Source organism: Acidovorax sp. GW821-FHT10A04, assembly GCF_059415825.1.
This window is the reverse complement of the sequence record NZ_JBWKNZ010000012.1, coordinates 1-18,815: the sequence shown is the minus strand read 5'-3', so window position 1 is coordinate 18,815 and position 18,815 is coordinate 1. Positions and strand designations below refer to the sequence as shown.

At 66.0% G+C, this 18,815-nt stretch carries 16 protein-coding genes; 11 read left to right on the top strand and 5 right to left on the bottom strand.

From position 1 onward, the window contains the following. From AC07PF_RS22885 to yjgA, 3 genes are all read right to left on the bottom strand, one after another. Window positions 1–897, bottom strand: coding sequence for a hypothetical protein (locus tag AC07PF_RS22885; protein ID WP_494613392.1), 897 nt, complete (start codon window positions 895–897; stop codon window positions 1–3). A 149-nt stretch (window positions 898–1,046) separates the two neighbouring features. Beyond that, window positions 1,047–1,655 carry a molybdopterin adenylyltransferase gene (gene mog, locus AC07PF_RS22880; RefSeq protein ID WP_494613391.1) on the bottom strand — a complete coding sequence of 203 codons (609 nt, stop codon included), beginning with the start codon at window positions 1,653–1,655 and terminating at the stop codon, window positions 1,047–1,049. Further along, entirely contained in the window at window positions 1,642–2,301 is a 660-nt protein-coding gene (gene yjgA, locus AC07PF_RS22875; protein WP_007856433.1) for a ribosome biogenesis factor YjgA, read from the bottom strand. Before yjgA ends, mog begins: the two co-directional genes overlap by 14 nt. 63 nt (window positions 2,302–2,364) lie before the next feature. Between yjgA and pmbA the strand changes: the two genes are divergently transcribed. Then, on the top strand, window positions 2,365–3,795 hold the full coding sequence (gene pmbA, locus AC07PF_RS22870; protein WP_494613390.1) for a metalloprotease PmbA: 1,431 nt from the start codon (window positions 2,365–2,367) through the stop codon (window positions 3,793–3,795). A gap of 171 nt (window positions 3,796–3,966) precedes the next feature. Here pmbA and AC07PF_RS22865 read toward each other — a convergent pair whose 3' ends face one another. Continuing rightward, complete coding sequence (locus tag AC07PF_RS22865) at window positions 3,967–4,677, bottom strand: TorF family putative porin (protein ID WP_494613389.1); 711 nt, start codon at window positions 4,675–4,677, stop codon at window positions 3,967–3,969. Between the two features lie 177 nt (window positions 4,678–4,854). Between AC07PF_RS22865 and AC07PF_RS22860 the strand changes: the two genes are divergently transcribed. The 10 genes from AC07PF_RS22860 to AC07PF_RS22815 all read left to right on the top strand — a co-directional run bounded on the left by AC07PF_RS22860 (window position 4,855) and on the right by AC07PF_RS22815 (window position 17,590). Continuing rightward, on the top strand, window positions 4,855–5,829 hold the full coding sequence (locus AC07PF_RS22860) for a magnesium and cobalt transport protein CorA (RefSeq protein ID WP_494613388.1): 975 nt from the start codon (window positions 4,855–4,857) through the stop codon (window positions 5,827–5,829). Between the two features lie 270 nt (window positions 5,830–6,099). After that, entirely contained in the window at window positions 6,100–6,198 is a 99-nt protein-coding gene (kdpF, locus tag AC07PF_RS22855; protein WP_007858021.1) for a K(+)-transporting ATPase subunit F, read from the top strand. A 1-nt stretch (window position 6,199) separates the two neighbouring features. Further along, entirely contained in the window at window positions 6,200–8,005 is a 1,806-nt protein-coding gene (gene kdpA, locus AC07PF_RS22850; RefSeq protein WP_494613387.1) for a potassium-transporting ATPase subunit KdpA, read from the top strand. 10 nt (window positions 8,006–8,015) lie between these two features. Next, entirely contained in the window at window positions 8,016–10,109 is a 2,094-nt protein-coding gene (kdpB, locus tag AC07PF_RS22845) for a potassium-transporting ATPase subunit KdpB (protein WP_494613386.1), read from the top strand. Between the two features lie 10 nt (window positions 10,110–10,119). Continuing rightward, entirely contained in the window at window positions 10,120–10,692 is a 573-nt protein-coding gene (gene kdpC, locus AC07PF_RS22840; protein ID WP_494613385.1) for a potassium-transporting ATPase subunit KdpC, read from the top strand. A 62-nt stretch (window positions 10,693–10,754) separates the two neighbouring features. Next, on the top strand, window positions 10,755–13,517 hold the full coding sequence (locus tag AC07PF_RS22835; RefSeq protein ID WP_494613384.1) for a DUF4118 domain-containing protein: 2,763 nt from the start codon (window positions 10,755–10,757) through the stop codon (window positions 13,515–13,517). Window positions 13,518–13,521: 4 nt separating this feature from the next. Next, window positions 13,522–14,226, top strand: coding sequence for a two-component system response regulator KdpE (kdpE, locus tag AC07PF_RS22830; protein ID WP_494613383.1), 705 nt, complete (start codon window positions 13,522–13,524; stop codon window positions 14,224–14,226). 181 nt (window positions 14,227–14,407) lie between these two features. Then, a complete protein-coding gene (locus AC07PF_RS22825) occupies window positions 14,408–14,743 on the top strand; it encodes a hypothetical protein (protein WP_494613382.1) in 336 nt (111 codons plus the stop codon). 146 nt (window positions 14,744–14,889) lie between these two features. Beyond that, on the top strand, window positions 14,890–16,059 hold the full coding sequence (locus AC07PF_RS22820; protein ID WP_494613381.1) for a GNAT family N-acetyltransferase/peptidase C39 family protein: 1,170 nt from the start codon (window positions 14,890–14,892) through the stop codon (window positions 16,057–16,059). Window position 16,060: 1 nt separating this feature from the next. Continuing rightward, window positions 16,061–17,590, top strand: a complete 1,530-nt coding sequence (locus AC07PF_RS22815) for a RimK family ATP-grasp domain-containing protein (protein WP_494613380.1) — start codon at window positions 16,061–16,063, stop codon at window positions 17,588–17,590. A gap of 34 nt (window positions 17,591–17,624) precedes the next feature. Here the strand turns inward: AC07PF_RS22815 and AC07PF_RS22810 are convergent, their stop codons facing one another. Further along, window positions 17,625–18,386, bottom strand: a complete 762-nt coding sequence (locus AC07PF_RS22810) for an NAD(P)-dependent oxidoreductase (RefSeq protein WP_494613379.1) — start codon at window positions 18,384–18,386, stop codon at window positions 17,625–17,627. Window positions 18,387–18,815: the final 429 nt, after the last annotated feature.

Below are 18,815 nucleotides of genomic sequence, written 5' to 3'. Positions count from 1 at the left end.
CTACTGCTTGAGGAAGCGGCGGTAGACCGCCCGCGTCTCGGCCTCGAAATAGCGCCCGGCGGTCTGCCTGGACAGCTCCGAAGTCTCCTGCCAGCCAAAGAAGATGATGGCGTCGTAGCTGTCGGAGATCTGCAGTTCCGTCTGCATGAACTCGCGAAAGGCCTGTTTGTCCCAGGCGGGCTCGCGAAAGGCCTGGGCGATGTACCAGGTCTCCACCTTGGGCTGTGCGGCCCGCGCGAGGGCCGGCAGGGTGCGCGACCAGTCGTGCAGCGCGCCGGTGGTGGCCTTGTCGCCGAGCCAGTAGGTGGTGGTGCCCACCCAGTCCACCAGCGCGATCGCCCGCGCGATGAAGGGCATCACCTGGGGATGGCCGAAGGTGGCATGCGGGCTGAACGACAGGCCGATCTTCACCTGCGGCAGGCGCTGGCGCACCAGCGCGGCGGCGCGCCGCAGATCGTCGAGCTGCGCCAGGTACTCCACCGGGTCGTCCGCCACCAGCGAGGCCTTGAGGTACATCTCGTCGAGCAGGTACACATAGACGCCGGGCTGCAGCAGGTCGGCATTCCTGGCGATGTAGGCCTCCAGCACGGCGGGGGCGTCGCCCACCAGGCGGGCAGCCCCCTTGTCGGAGATGGTGAACAGGAACAAAAAGTCCAGCATGTTGGTCTTGCCGGCCTTCTGGATCGCGCGCGAGGTTTCCAGTGCGCCGCCGTAACCGCCGTAGCCGGCATTGGTCATGAGGTCCGAGGTGGCCACCTGCTCGGGTGTGCCGAAGATCTCGCCCACCAGGCGTGGGGGTGGTGGCGTGGGGCCGTCGCTGCTGCTGCCGCCGCCACCGCCGCAGGCAGTGAGCAGGGCCACCAGGGCGAGCTGGAGAAGAAGTCTTTTCTTCATCATGCGGTCGGTGAGTGGGTGAAGTGGATCTGCCGGCCAGTCTAGGACGGGTGCATGCCACTTCCTTGTGACCGGGCGCACCTGCGCCGGTCAAGAACCGCATCCCTGGTTACCAAATGCAAACCCGGCGCTGCGCGCCAGGCCCACGCGGCTCAGCGGCTGCGCACTGCGCTCTTGGGCCGAAAGGCCTTGCAGACCTCGTCGCGGGTTTCGAGGTAGGGGCCGCCGATCAGGTCGATGCAGTAGGGCACGGCGGCGAAGATGCCGGGCACGACGGGGCTGCCGTCGGCAGCGCGCAGGCCTTCCAGCGTCTCGGCAATCGCCTTGGGCTGGCCGGGCAGGTTGATGACCAGGCTCTGCCCGCGCACCACCGCCACCTGGCGCGAGAGGATGGCCGTGGGCACGAATCGGAGGCTGATCTGGCGCATCTGCTCGCCAAAGCCCGGCATTTCCTTGTGGGCCACGGCCAGCGTGGCCTCGGGCGTCACATCGCGCAGGGCCGGGCCGGTGCCGCCGGTGGTGAGCACCAGGCTGCAGCCCGCGCTGTCCACCAGCTCGATCAGCGTGGCGCTGATGTCCGCCTGTTCGTCAGGGATCAGCCGGGACTCGAAGGTGACGGGGTTGCACAGTGCGCGCGTGAGCCAGTCCTGCAGCGCGGGCAGGCCCTTGTCCTCGTAAACGCCGCTGCTGGCGCGGTCGCTGATGGAGACGATGCCGATGCGCACGGGGTCGTGCGCGGCGGCTGCTTCAGTCATCGCCATCGTCCTCTTCCTCTTCTTCATCGCCAGCGGGGGCGCCGCCCAGGTGCTCGCGCACCAGCTGGAACAGCTCGCGGTAGGCGCGGCCCTTGCGCGGCGCCAGGCCTTGCGACACGGCGGCCTTGTCGGCCGGTGGTGCATCCTTGCGCGCCTGGCGGATCAGGGCGCGCAGCTGCTGGGTGTCGGTATCGGGGTGCTCGGCCATCCAGGGGGCCAGGGCCTCGTCATCGGCAATCAGGCGGTCGCGCCAGTGCTCGGCCAGGTGCAGGGCCAGCTTGTCGTCGGCCGAGCCCTTGTGCTGCTCTTCGAGCGCCTGGCGGGCGGCCTCGACCACGCTGGGCTCGAGCTTGCGCATGAGTTTGCCCACGTACTGCATCTGGCGGCGCTTGCCTTCGAAGTTGGTGATGCGCTTGGCCTCGGCCAGCGCATCTACCAGCTTGTCGGGCAGGCCCACCTTGTCGAACAGATCGGTGCGCAGGGTCAGAAGCTCCTTGCCCAGGTCCTGCAGGGCATCGCTTTCGCGCTTGAGATCGGTTCGGCTGGCATCGGGCGTGCCTTTGAGTTCGGCCTTGAGCTGAAGGTCCAGTTCGCTGCCTTCGGCAACGAAATGGCCCTTCACAAAGTAGCCTTTTTTGGGTTTGCGTGACATGGGTGGGGGCAAAAGGGAGGTGGCGCAGCGCGCGCCACAGCGGCAAGTATCATAGCTGCCGCTATGAATAAACCCTCCATCCGCGCTCCGCGCGCCCCCGGCACCCCGGTGGCTGCCGCCTCCGCCACCCCTGACAACGGCTTCAGCTACAGCCGTCCGTTCTTCGAAGAACTGGTGGACCGCGCCCTCGCGCATGCCAAAAAGCTGGGCGCCACCGACGCTGGTGCCGAGGCCTCGGAAGGCTGCGGCCTCTCGGTCAGCGTGCGCAAGGGCGAGCTCGAGACCGTGGAGCGCAACCGCGACAAGTCGCTCGGCATCACCGTCTACATCGGCAACCGCCGCGGCAATGCCAGCACCTCCGATTTTTCCAGCAAGGCCATCGAGCAGACGGCGCAGGCCGCCTACGACATTGCCCGCTTCACGGCCGAAGACCCGATGGCCGGCCTGCCCGATGCCGACGACATCGCGCCCACGGACACGTACCGCGACCTGGACCTGTTCCACCCCTGGTCCATCGACAGCGAGCAGGCCGCGAAGATAGCCATGGAATGCGAGGCCGCCGCGCTGAAGTCTAGCCGCCGCATCACCAACAGCGAAGGTGCGGGCGTATCGGCCCAGCAAAGCCATTTCTTCAGTGCCCACACGCGCGGTTTCCGCGGTGGCTATGCCTCGTCGCGCCACAGCTTCTCGGTGGCGCCCATCGCCTCGCTGCCCGGCCGCAACGCCGAAATGCAGCGCGACGCCTGGTACAGCTCCATGCGCGATGCGGCCGAGCTGGCCTCGCCACAGGCCGTGGGCCGCTACGCCGCCCAGCGGGCCCTGTCCCGCCTGGGCAGCCGCAAGATTCCCACCACGCAGTGCCCGGTGCTGTTCGAATCCACCCTGGCCGCGGGCCTGCTCGGCGGCTTCGTGCAGGCCGTGAGCGGCGGCGCGCTCTACCGCAAGAGCAGCTTTTTGCTCGACTCGCTGGGCAAGCGCGTGTTTCCCAAGCACATCGACATCGAAGAGGACCCCTTCATCCTGCGCGGTAAGGGCAGTTCGCCCTTCGACGATGAAGGCGTGCGCGTGGCACCGCGCAAGGTGGTCAAGGGCGGGCGCGTGGAGGGCTATTTCCTGTCCACCTACTCGGCGCGCAAGCTGGGCATGAAGACCACCGGCAATGCCGGCGGCTCGCACAACCTGACCATGACCTCGCGCCTGACCCAGGCCAGCGACGACCTCGACGCCATGCTGCAAAAGCTGGGCACGGGCCTGTTCGTGATCGAGCTCATGGGCCAGGGCGTGAACTACGTGACCGGCGACTACTCGCGCGGCGCGAGCGGCTTCTGGGTCGAGAACGGCCGCATCGCCTACCCGGTGCACGAGATCACCATCGCCGGCAACCTCAAGGACATGCTGCAGGGCATCGAGGCAGTCGGTGCCGACACCTACAACTACGGTGCCAAGTCCGTGGGCTCCATCCTCGTGAACCGCATGAAGGTGGCGGGCAGCTGACAGAGGCCCGCTGCCACCTTACCCATCAGCGTGCCGGCGCGGAACGCTGATGCTTCCTTTTCCCGGTGGCGGGGCAGGCCTGCCACCACCGCTGCCAGGTCGAGGGGCATGGGCGCACGCCTGGCCAGCCGTGCAAGCGCCGGTGGCACCGTGCGCCGGTGGGCAGGAGGGTCACAGCGTTTTGGTCAGCGTGACGATCACGCGCGACTTGTTCACGGGACCGAAGTAGTCCTTCTTGGTGGCGCCCACCACGGCAGCGCCCAGCGACAGGCCCGAACCGAAGTCGTAGGCACCGCCGACGCTGTAGTCCAGGTAGTTGGGGGCAGCGATGTCGCCACCGAAGCGCGTGTAGCCCACCGAGGCCTTGGCAGTGATCTTGGGTGCCACTTCCTGCGCGAACGCCAGGTTCAGGTAGCCGGTGTTGCGGCCCTTGAAGCCAGGACCGGCGTAGGCGAAGTAGTCCTTGGACAGGGTGTGCGAGTACTTGGCCGTCACGGGACCGAAGGTGGCCGCGCCATAGACTTCGGTGGTGTTGCCGTTGCTGTTGCCGGGGTAGATGTAGGTCAAGAGGCCCACGTCCAGGTCGACGGAGCCGGCCTTGAACTTGTAGCCGCCGTAGATGTCGGACTCGATGGAATTGCCCGACAGCCAGTCGACGCTGGAGTTCCAGTTGCCGACATAGAAGCCGGATTCGCCGAAGGCGTAGTCGAAGCCACCCTGGATCGCGGGCTTGACGGCCCGGGCCTTGGAGACATCCTGGTCCTGGCCACGGAACTTGTAGTTGGTGGTCAGGCTGACGTTGCCCGTCAGCTGGGCGCTGGCCAGAAGGGGGAGAGCGGCCACTGCAGCCGTGAAGAGCACTTTGGGGGACAGCATTTTCATGAAACGATTCGCAGAAAGAGGTGAGCGCGCAAGCGTAAAAAAGACGGCGTATAAAGTCCGTAAAAAATGCGCTCGTTTCCGTAAATGTTGCCCGGGCCACACAGCGACATGAGCCTTTGATTGCACGGCACGATCCCGGTGGCACCATGCCAGGCATTGGAACTGCGAGGTGCCCAGGTGTTGATCAATTGTGTGGTGTACGAGGATGGCACCAAGCTGGCAGACATCCCCGTGAGCGAGATCCGTGAGCACATTTCACTGCCCGGTTGCTTCGTGTGGGTGGCTCTTCAGGACGCGACCCCTGAAGAGCTCGATGAGTTGCAGCGGGAGTTCGGCTTGCATCCGCTGGCGGTGGAGGATGCGCGCCATGGGCACCAGCGGCCCAAGGTGGAGGAGTACGGCGCCTCCCTCTTCGTCGTTCTTCATTTGCTCGAGTCCAGTGGAACTGCGGATGCGGTTTGCCGGCTGGGCGAGCTGAATGTGTTCGTGGGCAAGAACTACCTGGTGTCGGTGCGCAACCACAGCGAACGCGGCTTCCTGGAGGTGCGCGAACGCTGCGAACGCGAGCCCGCGCTGCTGCGCAACGGACCAGGCTTCGTGCTCTACGCCTTGATGGACGCAGTGGTGGACCGCTACTTCCCCGTCATCGACGCGTTCGAGGTCGAGCTCGAAACGATCGAGCAGCAGATCTTCACCCAAGGTGCCGCGCGCACCAGCATCAAGCGGCTGTATGGGCTCAAGCAGCGCCTCACCGTGCTCAAGCACGCCATCGCGCCTCTGCTCGAAGGTGCCGCGAAGCTCCATGGCGGGCGGGTGCCGCAGATCTGCCTGGGTTCGCAGGAGTATTTTCGGGACGTGGTCGATCACCTCGATCGCATCAATGCCTCCATCGATGCCATCCGCGACACGATCGCGACGGCCATCCAGGTCAATCTCTCCATGGTCACCATCGAGGATGGCGAGGTCGTCAAACGCCTGGCCGCATGGGCCAGCCTGTTTGCCGTGTGCACGGCATTCGCCGGCATCTGGGGCATGAATTTCGAGCACATGCCAGAGCTCAAATGGCGCTACGGCTATGCGGCTGCGCTCACGCTCATCGCGGGTACCTGTGGCTACCTCTACTACCGCTTTCGCAAGGCGGGTTGGTTGTAGGTGGTACTCCTGCCTGGGGCGCGTGAACCGATAGCCTGAAGGCTCTGCGCGAGCCCCATCCGGCGGCCCGATTTTTACGGCATTTTTACGCTCCACGGGGCAGTCTGTGCACACTTTTTACGGCGACATCTTGAGAATCAAACACACGTTTTGATGCAGGAGTTGTCGATGGACGTCGTATGGGTCCGCCGCAGTAGCGGCATTGTGGATAGTCATGGCGGAAGCCGTGATCCTGCTGGGCAAGTTCGGCCCGGCCAAGGGGGAGCGGGCATGATCGGCGTAGAAGTTCTATATGGCTTTGGGGCACTTGTGGCCATCGCCTTGCTGGCCTACCTCGTGTTCGCGCTGATCTGCGCAGAGGAGTTCTGACATGGACGCCTTTGCATGGGGCCTCCTTGGGCTCTTTCTGGCTGTGCTGGGCCTCTTGGCATGGCCTCTTGGCAAGTTCCTTGCCGCGTTGTGCGACGGCAGGCTCCCGAGTTGGATGCACGCTGTCGAAAAGCCGCTGTACAAGTTGGCCGGTGTAGCGTCGGACCAGTCGATGCACTGGCGCGCCTATGCGCTGGCACTGCTTGCATTCAACGCCATTGGCGCGTTCGTGGTGTATGGCCTGCAGCGCTTTCAACACCTGCTGCCGCTCAACCCGCAGGGCATGGCGGCCGTGTCCGGCGATTCCTCGTTCAACACCGCGGTGAGCTTCGTGGCCAATACCAACTGGCAGGGCTACGCGGGCGAGGCCACCATGAGCTATCTCACGCAGATGCTCGGACTGTCGGTGCAGAACTTCTTCTCGGCTGCCACCGGCATCGCCGTGGCGTTTGCACTGGCACGTGGCTTTGCCGCGCGGCGCACGGACGGGCAGGGCTTTGTCGGCAACTTCTGGACCGACGTGACGCGCATCACGGCCTGGGTGCTGGTGCCGATCTCCTTTGTGATTGCGTTCATCCTTGTCGGGCAGGGCGTCATCCAGAACTTCGACGCCTACAAGGACGTCACGACGATGGAGCCAACGGCCTACTCGGTTCCCAAGCTGGACGAAGCCGGGCAGCCCGTCAATGGCGCGGATGGCACCTCGGTGATGGAGGACAAGACCACCACGACGCAAACGCTCGCCATGGGTCCCGTGGCTTCGCAGGAGGCCATCAAGATGCTGGGTACGAATGGCGGCGGCTTCTTCAACGCCAACTCCGCCCACCCCTACGAGAACCCGACGGCGCTGGCCAACTTCCTGCAGATGCTGGCGATCTTCCTGATCCCTGCTGCGCTGTGCTTTGCGTTTGGGCGCGTCGTTGGCGATCAGCGCCAGGGCATCGCCATCCTGGCGGCGATGACGATCCTGTTCGTTGTCGCGGTCATCGCCGTGATTCCGGCGGAGCAGGCGGGCAATCCGCAGTGGACTTCGCTGGGCGTTGACCAGTCCGCCAGCGCCTTGCAATCGGGCGGCAACATGGAGGGCAAGGAGGTTCGCTTCGGCATCACGGCGTCCGCGCTCTTCGCGGCCGTCACCACGGCGGCGTCGTGCGGTGCCGTGAATGCCATGCACGACTCGTTCACGCCCCTGGGCGGCATGGTTCCCCTGGTGCTGATGCAGTTGGGTGAGGTGGTCTTCGGCGGCGTCGGCACGGGCCTGTACGGCATGCTGGTGTTCGCCATCCTCGCGGTCTTCATGGCCGGCCTCATGATTGGCCGCACGCCGGAGTACCTGGGCAAGAAGATCGAGGTGCGCGAGATGAAACTCACCTCGGTCGCCATCCTGGTGACGCCCATCCTGGTGCTGGTGGGCACGGCCATTGCAGTGAGTGCGGACGCAGGCAGGGCGGGCATTGCCAACCCAGGCGCCCATGGCTTCTCGGAAATCCTCTATGCGCTGACTTCCGCTGCCAACAACAACGGCAGCGCCTTCGCCGGCCTGTCGGCCAACACGCCGTTCTACAACGTGCTGCTGGCCTTGGCGATGTGGTTCGGGCGCTTCGGCGTGATCGTGCCGGTGCTGGCCATCGCCGGCTCGCTGGCGGCCAAGAAGCGCCTGCCCGCCACGGCGGGAACCATGCCCACCCATGGCCCGCTTTTCGTGGTCCTGCTGATCGGTACGGTGCTTCTCGTGGGTCTTCTCAACTATGTGCCTTCCCTGGCGCTGGGCCCGGTGATCGAGCATTTGATGCTCTGGGCCAAGTGAGGGTTTGCTGATGACTACTAAAAAATCTTCCATTTCGTTGCTGGACCCCGCGCTGATGAAAACAGCGCTGTGGGGTGCCCTGGCCAAGCTCAGCCCCATGGTGCAGTGGCGCAACCCGGTGATGTTCATCGTCTACATCGGCAGCATCTTCACGACGCTGCTGTGGGTGCATGCGCTCAACTCGCCGCAGGATGCGAGCATGCGCCCGGCGTTCGTGCTGGCGATCACGGTGTGGCTCTGGTTCACCGTGCTGTTCGCGAACTTCGCGGAAGCCCTGGCCGAAGGCCGCAGCAAGGCGCAAGCCGCATCGCTGCGCGGGCTGCGCAAGGAAACCTGGGCCAAGAAGCTCAAGGAACCGGTCCATGGCTCCACCTTCCTGCCCGAGCAGGCCACCAACCTGCGCCGCGGCGACGTGGTGCTGGTGGAGACCGGTGACGTCATTCCCTTGGACGGCGAAGTGATCGAAGGCGTGGCCTCCGTCGACGAAAGCGCCATCACCGGCGAATCGGCACCGGTGGTGCGCGAGTCGGGCGGCGACTTCTCCGCGGTCACGGGGGGCACCCGCGTGCTTTCCGACTGGCTGGTGGTGCGCATCTCGGTGAATCCGGGCGAGTCGTTCCTGGACCGGATGATCGGCATGGTGGAAGCCGCCAAGCGCCAGAAGACGCCCAACGAGGTGGCATTGACCATCCTGCTGGTGGCGTTGACGATCGTGTTCCTGGTCGTCACTGTCACCCTGCTGCCGTTCTCGCTGTTCAGCGTGCAGGCATCGCAGGCCGGAACGGTCGTTTCGCTGACCGCCCTGGTGGCCCTGCTGGTGTGCCTGATCCCGACCACGATTGGCGGTTTGCTGTCTGCCGTCGGTGTGGCCGGCATGAGCCGCATGATGCAGGCCAACGTGATCGCGACTTCCGGCCGCGCTGTGGAAGCGGCTGGCGACGTGGACGTGCTGCTGCTCGACAAGACCGGCACCATCACGCACGGCAACCGCCAGGCCAGCACCTTCCTGCCTGCCCCGGGTGTGACGCCGGCACGCCTGGCACGCGCCGCCCTGCTGGCCTCCCTGGCCGATGAAACGCCCGAAGGGCGCAGCATCGTCGAGCTCGCCCGCCGCGCCAGCGTGGACGAAAAGAACCCGGAGGGCGTGGTGCTGGTGCCCTTCACCGCGCAAACGCGCATGAGCGGCGTGGACTTGCCGGCCGATGGCGCCACCGGCCGGGCTGCGACGATGCTGCGCAAGGGCGCGGTGCAGGCGATCGCTCGCCATGTCGAAAGCCTGGGCGGCACCATGCCGCGTGAAGTGAACACGGCCGCCGACCAGGTCGCCCAGCGCGGCAGCACGCCCCTGGTGGTCACCGAGGGCAACCAGGTGCTGGGCGTGGTCGAGCTCAAGGACGTCGTCAAGGCGGGCATCAAGGAACGCTTCATCGAACTGCGCCGCATGGGCATCCGCACGGTGATGATCACCGGCGACAACAAGCTCACGGCCGCCTATATCGCCGCGGAAGCCGGCGTCGATGACTTCCTGGCCGAGGCCACCCCGGAGGACAAGCTCGCGCTCATCCGCAAGTACCAGTCCGAGGGGCGCCTGGTCGCTATGACCGGCGATGGCACCAACGATGCACCCGCGCTGGCCCAGGCCGACGTGGCGGTGGCGATGGGCAGCGGAACCCAGGCCGCCAAGGAAGCTGGCAACATGGTCGACCTGGACTCCAACCCGACCAAGCTGCTGGAGGTCGTCGAAACCGGCAAGGCGCTGTTGATGACCCGTGGATCCCTGACGACCTTCTCGATTGCGAACGATGTGGCGAAATACTTCGCCATCATTCCCGCGATCTTCGTGTCGACCTACCCGCAGCTGTCGGCCCTCAACGTGATGCAGCTGGCGAGCCCGTCGTCTGCCATCCTGTCGGCGGTGATCTTCAATGCGCTGGTGATCGTGTTCCTGATCCCCCTGGCATTGCGGGGGGTGCGCTATCGCCCGGTAGGCGCTGCCGCGCTGCTGCGCCGCAACCTGGCGATCTATGGATTGGGGGGCCTGCTGGTACCCTTCGTCGGCATCAAGCTGATCGACTTGATGCTCGTGGCCGTTGGCCTGATTTGAGGAGCTTGTGATGAAAGACATTCTTCGCCCCGCCATCGTGGTGTTCGCCGCCCTGAGCGTGCTCACCGGGTTGCTGTATCCCCTGGCCGTCACGGGTGCCGCCAAGGCGGTGTTCCCCCATGAGGCGGCGGGCAGCCTGGTGCAACGCAACGGCCAGGCGGTGGGTTCGTCGCTGATCGGCCAGAACTTCTCCGATCCCGGCCATTTCTGGGGCCGGCCATCGGCCACGGCAACCATGCCCTACAACGCCACCGCCTCGGGCGGGTCCAACCAGGGCCCGCTGAACCCCGCGCTGAACGACGCGATCAAGGCACGCGTGGAGGCATTGCGCGCGGCCGACCCTGGCAACACGGCGGTGGTGCCGGTGGACCTGGTCACGGCCTCCGCCAGTGGCCTGGATCCCCACATCAGCCCGGCGGCAGCGCAGTACCAGGCGGCACGCGTCGCACGCGTGCGCAATGTGCCGGTGGCCAACGTCACCGCGCTGGTCGACCAGCACACGGAGCGCCCGCTTCTCGGCCTGCTCGGCGAGGCGCGGGTGAACGTGCTGGCACTGAACCTCGCCTTGGACAATGTGCGATAGCGCCATGTGCTGCTGCCTCTGCATGCCGGGACCCGCACGCTTTGCCGTGAAGCGGAGCGCGCATGGCTGAGGTGCAGCGCCCGGACCCCGATGCGCTGATTGCGCAGCTGCGCGCGCAGGAGGATCAGACCCGCCGCGGCAAGCTGCGCATCTACTTTGGTGCCAATGCCGGCGTGGGAAAGACCTGGGCCATGCTCAGCGCAGCCCAGCGCGAGCGCAGCGCCGGCCGTGACATCCTGATCGGTGTGGTGGAAACACACGGCCGGGCCGAGACGGCAGCCTTGCTCGGCGGATTGCAGGCATTGCCTCTCAGGGAGGTGGAGTACCGTGGCCGGCTCCTTCCTGAATTTGACCTGGACGCGGCCCTTGCACGCAAGCCGGCCATTCTCCTGGTGGATGAGCTCGCTCACTCCAACGTGCAAGGCTCCCGCCATGCCAAGCGCTGGCAGGATGTCCAGGAACTGGTCGCCGCGGGCATCGACGTGTGGACCGCTCTCAATGTCCAGCACCTGGAAAGCCTCAATGGGACTGTGGGTGCGATCACCGGAATCCGGGTGCATGAAACGGTGCCCGATACGGTGCTGGACGACGCGGACGAGGTGGTGCTGGTCGATGCCACACCGGACGAGCTGATCGCCCGCCTGGGGGCGGGCAAGGTCTACGTGCCCCAGCAGGCCGACCGTGCTGCGCGCAGCTTCTTTCGCAAGGGCAACCTGATCGCGCTGCGGGAAATCGCGCTGCGCCGCACGGCCGAGCATGTGGAGGACGACGTGCTGGGCTGGCGCATCGAGCAGTCGGGGGGCGCCGGCGGCGGCGTGGCAGGCGCCTGGAACACTTCGGGCAATATATTGGCCTGCGTCGGACCGCACGAAGACGCCGCGCAGACGGTGCGCACGGCCGCGCGCCTGGCGGGCCAGCTCAATGTGAAATGGCATGCCGCCTATGTCGAGACGCCCCGGTTGCAGCGATTGGAGGCGAAGCGGCGTGACAGGATTCTGGCGGTGCTGCAATTGGCGCAGGAGCTCGGCGCCGAGACCGCGGTCCTCACGGGCGACCAGGTGGCGCCGGTGCTGGCCGCCCAGGCGCTGCATCTGAACTGTGCAACGGTGGTGCTGGGCCGGCCCGCAGCGCCGCAGCGGTGGCAAAAATGGCTTCCGGCCAGGCACGTGGGACGAGAGCTTGCAACGCTGGCCCCCTCGCTGGACATCGTGGAAACCGCGCATGCAGGCAGTTCCAGGCGACTGCCCCAGGCGCTGGGCAGCCACCGATCTGGTGTGGATGCGCTGGAGACGGACGACGCCGCGCAGCCGCGCTGGCAGGCATTTCTGTGGGCGCTGGGCGCCAGCATTGCGGTCTCCCTGCTGGCGGCGCTGTTGCATGGCGTGCTGGAGCTGACCAACATCGTGATGCTGTACCTGGTCGGGGTCGTCGGTGTGGCCATGCGCTTCGGCCGGCTGCCCGCAGCCATGGCGGCACTGCTCAACGTGCTGGCCTTCGATTTCTTCTTCGTCTCGCCGCGCCTGTCGTTTGCGGTGAGCGACGTGCAGTACATCGTCACGTTTGCCGTCATGCTCGGGGTCGGTCTGCTGGTGGGGCAGCTCACCGCCGGCCTGCGCTTCGCGGCAGGGGTATCGAACAGCCGGGAGCGGCGTGCCCAATCCTTGTTCGAGCTCACGCGCGAGCTGTCCGCAGCCCTCGAAACCAGCCAGGTCATCGAGATCGGGGCTTCTGCGGTCCAGGAGCATTTCGGCGGGCGGGCCGTGGTGGTGGCCATGGACGGGTCGGACAACCTGCACTACCCCGAAGGTCTCCCGGACGGATTCGACAAGAGCGTGGCCGACTGGACGCTGCGCCAGGGCCAGAGTGCCGGGCTCGCCACCAGCACGCTTGCGGCGCAGACCTGGCGCTATGTGCCGCTGAAAGCACCCATGCGGGTCCGCGGCGTGCTGGCATTGGAGCCTGCGCATCCGCGCTGGCTGCTCATTCCCGAACAGGCCCAGCAGCTCGAGACGCAGGCCCGGCAGATCGCCATTGCGCTCGAACGCGTGCACTACGTCGATATTGCGCAGAAGGCGGTGCTGGACGTCGAATCCGAGCGGCTGCGCAATGCGCTGCTGGGCGCCGTGTCGCATGATGTGCGCACCCCGCTCACGGCACTCATCACGTTGGCTGAAACGCTCAAGGCATCGCCACCGCAGGAGCGCGATGCGGTGGCGCAAGCCATCGTGCACCAGGCGCACCAACTCAATGCGCTGGTCAGCAACCTGCTGGACATGGCACGCCTGGAGAGTGACGTGTCGGGCCAGAGCGTCAGCCTGCGCCGCGACTGGCAATCGGTTGAGGAAGTCGTCGGCGCTTCCATCCGTGCCGCCAAGGCAGCACTGGGGGACGTGGCCGTGCGCACGGAGATTCCTGCCGACCTGCCCCTGGTGGAGTTCGACGCCGTGCTCATCGAGCGCGTGCTCGTCAACCTCCTGGAAAATGCCGCCAAGTACGGGGCTCCCCCCATTGCCGTGAAGGCGTCCACGACCGAGAGCAGCCTGGTGCTGGAGGTGACGGACCACGGGCCTGGCCTGCCTCTTTCCGTGCGCGGCAAGGAGCACACACTGTTTGAAAAGTTCACCCGGGGACAGGCCGAGTCCGCGACGCCGGGGGTGGGTCTGGGCCTGGCCATCTGCAAGGCGGTGGTGCATGCGCATGGCGGCACCATCTCGGCCACCAGTGCACCGGGTGGTGGCGCACAGTTCACGGTCACCCTTGCACGGCGCGAACCCCCGCCCGAGCCCGATTTTGAAGACCTGGAACGGGGCCCTGCCGGCTCTTGATGCAATGCAAATACGTACTGTGTTGGTGGTCGAAGATGAGCCCCAGATTCGGCGTTTCGTGCGCAGCGCCCTGGAGGCCGAGGGCTGGCAAGTGAACGAAGCGGCGACCCTGCGCGAGGGCCTGTCCGCGGCGGGTACCCGCCAGCCGGACCTGCTGGTGCTCGACCTGGGCTTGCCCGATGGGGATGGCATCGATCTGATCCGCGACGTGCGCGGCTGGTCGGCCGTGCCGATCATCGTCCTCTCGGCGCGCACGGACGAGGCCGACAAGATCAACGCGCTGGATGCGGGGGCAGACGACTACCTTACCAAGCCCTTCGGTACCGGTGAACTGCTGGCACGGGTGCGTGCGAACCTGCGCCGGCCACGTGCGGCCACAGGCAATGGCCTGGCTGTCGACGGGGTGGAGCCGGCATTCCAGTTCGGGGATGTCGAGGTGGACCGCACGGCACGCGTGGTGCGCAAGGCCGGTGTCGAGGTCCATCTGACGCCTACCGAGTACCGCATGCTCCTGGTGCTCGTCACCAACGCGGGGCGCGTCATCACCCAGAAGCAACTGCTGCGCGAAGTGTGGGGGCCGATGCGCTCGGACCAGAGCCACTACCTGCGCATCTACATGGGGCATCTGCGGCAAAAGCTGGAGGCGGATCCGGCCCAGCCGCGCCATCTGCTGACCGAGTCCGGTGTGGGATACCGGCTGTTCGTCTGAGTGAGCACTGCATCTGCGGGCCGCAGGCATGTTCGCGTGCCGCGCAACGAAAAATTTGATGGCGATTTGACGGCAAGGCCCTCCGTTTTTACGAAGGTTTTACACCGAACTTCCTAGACTGGATGCATGTTCAACACCTGCCAGGCAAGCCCTCCCAGCGAGGCTGCTCCTGGCGACAGACATGCTGCAGAAATGCCACAGCACCCGCCTGCACCGGATACAGGCACTCCCCTTTCCCGAAGGGGGCTTCGATCCCAATCCATTGGTAGAGCTGCCCCTGGTCACCGCATGCGCCAACGCGCAGGGCTTGCGGACCACGCTGCATGCCGCACTGGGATCGCGATTGCGCGGGTACGGCCTGGCCCTGGACACCTTGCGCCAGGTGGCGACGCTCAGCCTGCATGTGCACCAGGACGATGTGGAGCAGGCGATGCGTTGCCTGATGGCCGCATTGCCCACGGCCCAGTTCGGACGGATTGCCAGGACCGCCGGGCACGAGGTGCGTCGATGCCATTGAAGCGCGTTCGTGTCGGCGCGAAGCCGGCCATTGGGGCCGGTGCCGTGGCCTGCCCGCATGGCGGCTTGTTTGAAAGGCTGTGCCATGGATGACTGGCTGCACATGCTGCTTGCCCTGCTGGTGCTGGTGATCCCGATTGCAACGGGATGGCTGGCCTTGACCTGGTCCGATCGCAGGGCGCGAAAACCCTGCCGGGGCTTGCGATGAAACCGGCCATCCGGGGCAGCGAGGTCGGGCTGGCCAGCATGGACGATTTGGCAACGCTGGACAGCCTGGAGCGTTCGGCATTCGAGGGGGACCGGATTTCCCGCAGGAGCTGGCAGCGGATGCTGACCAGTTCTTCTGCGCGTGTCCTGGTCAGCAGGTCTGCGGACAGCCTGAACGGTGCCTGCGTGGTATTGCGCCGCAAAGGCTCTTCGGTGGCGCGCCTGTACTCCATTGCGGTGGCTCCTGCGTCGCGCGGCGCGGGGATCGCAGCGAAGCTGCTGGGCGCAGCGCTGAGCGATGCCCGGCGCTCGGGGTGCGCAGTGCTGCGGCTGGAAAGCCGTCTGGACAATGCGGCTGCGCACCGCCTCTTCGAGCGCCATGGGTTCTCGCCATCGGGGCGCAAGGCGGCCTACTACGAGGATGGCGAGGACGCCCTGTGCTTTCAGCGGGACCTGTTCGACGGAGCGCTGACGCAGGGTGGCGCTGCGCACCGGGTGCGCCACTACGCCCAGACGCTCGATTTCACCTGCGGACCCTGCGCGCTGCTGATGGCCATGTCGGCGATGGACCCTTCCACGCCCGTGCACCAGGCCGCAGAGATTCGCTTGTGGAGAGAGGCCACCACGGTCTTCATGGCTGCCGGCCATGGCGGCTGTGGGCCATTCGGGCTTGCGCGTTCTGCGCTTCGGCGCGGCTTCGAGGTGTCGGTGTATGCCGCCGCTGGCGCATCGCTGTTCATGGACAGCGTGCGCGACCCGCACAAGAAGGACGTCATCCAGCTGGTGGAGAACGACTTCCGGTCCGAGCTGGTGGAGCACGGGGTTCCCATCTACGCCCGGCCCGTGTCCCCCGAGAGCCTGATCGACCATCTGCGCGCTGGGCGACTGCCCATCGTGCTCATCAGCCTGTGGCGGCTCCACCGGGAGAAGACACCCCATTGGGTGGTGATCGTCGGCTTCGACGGAGCCGTGTTCCGCATCCTCGATCCCATGGCCCGCTCCAGTGATCCCGATGGAGGCATGTCCATCAGCCTGGGTGAATTCAAGAAGATCGCCAGGTACGGGCGCCGAAGGCGTACCGCGGCGATCGTCCTCTCCGGAAAGAAATAAATTGTCCTCAGAACACGTGATCGTTGTAGAGAAGCTGGCCGACTTCCGATGGGATGACCCGGAACTCAAGGTCATCACCGCAGACCAGTTCGTCGCAGAGGAGCCTGGCGCCCGTGGGCAACTGCGCAAGGTCACCAACCTGTGCCGGACCTACGGGTACCTGAGCATGGGGTACTACTGCTCCCTGCTCGCGGAGGCCCGGGGCGACCGCGTGACCCCGAGCGTGGACACCATCCTGAGCCTGCAGCGCAAGCGCATGCCACCGGCCGCTCTGGCCCAGCTCAACCGGCTGATCGGCCCGCTCAGGGAAATACCCAGGTCGGTGAACACCTTGACGCTGCACGTGTTCTTCGGTGTCATCGAGGACCCGGCCCTGGCAGCACTGGCGCGCAAGAGTTTCGAGCTGTTCCGCTGCCCGTTGATGGAGATCACGCTGGAGCGGCAGGAGCAGTCCCTGAGCTGGCAGATTGGCGACATGCAGGCGCTGGACCTGCGCGATGTGGATGCGGCGCGCGATGGGGTCTTCGTGCAGGCGCTGCGCCAGTACACACGCCGCAGCTGGCGCCCCATGATCGCCATGCCCTTGCCGAGGATGGACCTGGCCGTCTTGCACGACCCCGCCGACCCGCTGCCGCCGTCCAGCCTCAAGACGCTCAGGAAGCTGGTGGACGTGGGACAGGACATGGGCATCGCCGTGGAGCTCATCGAGAAGAAGGACTTCTCGCGCCTGACCCAGTTCGACGCGCTCTTCATCCGCGAGACCACGGCGGTCACGCACCACACCTTCCAGTTCGCCAAGAAGGCCGTGGCCGAGGGCATGCCTGTCATCGACGACCCGGTCTCCATCCTGCGTTGCACCAACAAGGCGTTCCTGGCCGAGATCCTGCGCGAGAACGCCATCGCGACGCCCATGACCCACATGGCCAGCCGGCGCACCATCGGCGACATGCACCACCGGCTGACCTACCCGCTGGTCGTGAAGGTGCCCGATGGGGCATTCAGCCGCAGCGTGAAGAAGGCCGACAACTTCGAGCACCTGCAGGAGATTGCGAAAGACATGCTCAGGGAGTCCGAAATCATCCTGCTGCAGGAGTTCATGTACACGGACTTCGACTGGCGCATCGGCGTGCTCGCGGGGCAGCCGGTCTTTGCGGCAAAGTACTTCATGTGCGATGGCCACTGGCAGATACTGCAGCACGCCGACAACGGAAAATACACCGAAGGCCGGGTGCAGGCCGTGCCCCTCGACGAGGTGCCGCCCGAGGTTCTGCATGCCGCAGTGCGCTCCACGCGGCTGGTGGGCAACAGCTTTTACGGCGTGGACCTGAAGTCCACTGCGTCCGGCGTGTATGTCATCGAGATCAATGACAATCCCAACCTCGACGTCGGCGTGGAAGACGCGGCCCTGGGCGATGCGCTGTATGGGGTGCTGCTCTCGCATTTCCTCCAGCAGGTGGAGCAAAGGTTCAACCCAGGCACGCTACGGCCGGTCACCCAAGGCGCACCATTTCTCGCCTTGGCTGCCGGGTAGCCAAGAATGGGCGCTTCGCTTTGCTTCGCTCCGTTCAGGCGGCTGCGGCGGGCCTTGCTGCCCAGGTGTCCTTCTTGCCGCGCATGCCCACGGGCAGCGCCAGCCCCACGCGGTGGCGCGACAGGGTGCCGGCAGGTTCCAGGTGGGCGAGCATCAGCGTGGCGGCGTCGGCATACGGGACGATCATCTCCGGCACCTTGGATGCGAACACCAGCAGGAGCAGGGGGGCCGGCAGCGCGCTGGCAAAACCCGCAATGCGCACCGGCAGTTGCTCCGTGGACACCCGCATCCGTGCCAGGCCGAGCGCGGCCTGCTCGACCATGGGGCCGGGGCACAGCATGCGCCAGTCCAGCGGCGATGCGCAGATGCGCTCGTAGTTCTTGCCGTGCGGCCAGTACGTGTCGCGCACCTTGGGCAGGGCCACGCCCTTGCGGCCGGTCTGGCCGATGTCCAGCGCCGCGGCGCCGCCCAGGAACCAGCAGACGGGTCGCTCCACGGCGGGCAGCGACTCGACGCCTTCGACGATGCGCTCCACCAGGTCCACGAAGACCTGGCCCTCGGTGACCATGCCCGCGCAGTTGATGAGTGCGTCGTGGCCGCGCACGATGCTTGCCAGGTCTCCCGTGGCGATCTGGCCGAGGTCGGCCTGGTGCACGGTGACCAGCGATCGGGTCTCTGCGGGCAGCTTGGCGGGGTTGCGGACCAGCACGGAGACCTGGTGGCCGGCGGCGACGGCCTGTTCGAGCACGTGGCGGCCGAGGGAGCCGGTGGCGCCGAGGATGAGGATGCGTTTCATGGGGTCTGGATGGGTTGGTGTGGAGGGCTTCGAGAGCCTGGCCGCGATCATTCCATGCAGTCCCTTGGAAGTCATCGCCCCTTGCTGTGATGTGGTGGCGGGGTGGTGAATTTGTTCACGGCCTGGGTTGCATTTGTTGTCTTGGTTGTTGGCGCCTTTTTGGGGGGCTTGGCGGGGTTTGTGATGGATTTCACGGATCGTTTGTTGTGGTGGTTGTGTGCTTTTTTTGAGGGCGGGAGCCGGGATGTGCGCCCGGCGGCGCAGTAACTTTCTCTTGGGCCGCCAAGAGAACGTCACCAAAGAGAAGGCGGCCCCCAGTCTGCGTCCCCCGTTCGCCCTGTCGGGCGAACGGGGGCAACCTGCGATGCTCGGAACTGGGGTGGTGCCGCAGAACTCGCTGCGTTCTTCGAACTCCGCTCAGACAGCTGC